The 1,442-nt window shown below is 48.0% G+C and carries 2 protein-coding genes; both read left to right on the top strand.

What is annotated here, in order from left to right; genetic code table 11:
* On the top strand, positions 1-784 hold a 784-nt coding region (locus tag ACM6I6_RS22600; RefSeq protein ID WP_414920737.1), incomplete at its 5' end, for an RHS repeat domain-containing protein.
* On the top strand, positions 781-1,155 hold the full coding sequence (locus ACM6I6_RS22595) for a hypothetical protein (protein WP_046820288.1): 375 nt from the start codon (positions 781-783) through the stop codon (positions 1,153-1,155). The genes ACM6I6_RS22600 and ACM6I6_RS22595, both read left to right, overlap by 4 nt.
* Positions 1,156-1,442 lie beyond the last annotated feature (287 nt).

Here is a 1,442-nt window from a genome sequence, read left to right as displayed (position 1 = left end):
TGAGGAGCGACCGGGGCAGAGCAGTCTGTACCTGTATGAGCCGGGGAGTTATGCGCCCTTGGCGCGGGTGGATCAGGCAGAGGGTGAAGAGCAGCAGCTTTATTACTTCCATACTGATCAGATTGGTACGCCGCTGGAGATGACGGACGCGGACGGGAGCATTGTCTGGCAGGCGACGTACAAGGCTTGGGGGGCGGTTGAAAAGCTGGCGGTCAATGACATCGAGCAGAATTTGCGGTTTCAGGGGCAGTATTTCGATGACGAGACGGGGCTGCACTACAACACGTTTCGGTATTACGATCCGGAGGTGGGGCGGTTTGTAACGCAGGATCCGATAGGGTTGTTGGGTGGGCACAATCTTTATGGTTATTTGTCGAATCCTTTTTCTAGGATCGACCCGTGGGGGTGGTGTGAAACAAAGGGTATGGGAGTCAGTAAATCGGGGCACCATGTCCCCGCTGTGCGAAAGTCAGTAGGTCGACCATTTGAGATTGCAAGATCTGATAAGACTAGACCAACCATATTTCCACGTGGAAAAAATCCAGAGCATTCACATTGGCTTTTGCATGAAGCTGAGCGACCTCATATCGGGCCCCGCCAAGGTGATTTTTCAGGAACAGATGATGAATTGTTTGCGGCTTACAGAAAAGCATATGAAAATATGGATCATATAAAGGTTGATGTGGTTTCACCTAATGGAACGCATGTCTTAGGTGAAAACGTGACACCGCGTACGGCAGTAGACCTTATTGAGAACTGGCTGAGAGAGAGTGGCTTGAGATGACTAGTGAATCTATAAAAGAGCTATCGATTTTAATCCATGAAGAAGATTTTTTTGAAGTGGTTGCTTTGGCTGTTAAAGACTGGGACGAGGCGTTAGACCAAAGAGATAGGGGGGAGTTTGATGCGTCGTGGGTTGAAAGTAATGAGTATTTGAAAAAACTAGACTATAAAACCTCTACTGATGAAAAGGAAATTTCAGCGTTAAGAGAGTTTTCTTTCAAGAAAGTGTTCCGTCTAACGCAAAATTCCGAAGCCGCAAGCTATGTGTCTGATGATATCGGAATGATTGGGGAGGCCATAGCAAAAGGACATGTGAGTGAATGGGTAGCGAGGTTACTTGATTTGTACCGCAAAGGTGAATTTCCCTGTTAGCTTTTGGCGATACGAATCGGCTGCTGAAAATCAACCGGTTAACAACAATCTGGCAATGTCTAAGAAAAAATAATTCACCCACGACCTGATAGGCCACCAGATATAGGGGCGGGACGTGAGGTGAGCTAACGCCATCTGTCGCTCGCTCTTTCAAAATTCATCGAAATAAGTGGCTGTCAACATTGTCTCAGCCACTTTCTCTATAGTAATAATCGACGCCCGCCGCAAGCCACACCTACCTGTGGTGGAACACCCTGGCCCAAGTCGAGCGCTTCCAGGATTGCTCC

Origin of the sequence: Pseudomonas sp. IT-P218 (assembly GCF_949767605.1) — a bacterium.
In the GTDB taxonomy this organism is placed as follows: Bacteria; Pseudomonadota; Gammaproteobacteria; order Pseudomonadales; family Pseudomonadaceae; genus Aquipseudomonas; species Aquipseudomonas putida_AE.
This window is presented reverse-complemented; position numbering and strand designations above follow the sequence as displayed.

What these genes read in the sequence shown, in the direction of transcription:
- ACM6I6_RS22595 (WP_046820288.1), top strand. Translation starts at nt 781, where the DNA reads ATGACTAGTGAATCTATAAAAGAGCTATCGATTTTAATCCATGAAGAA.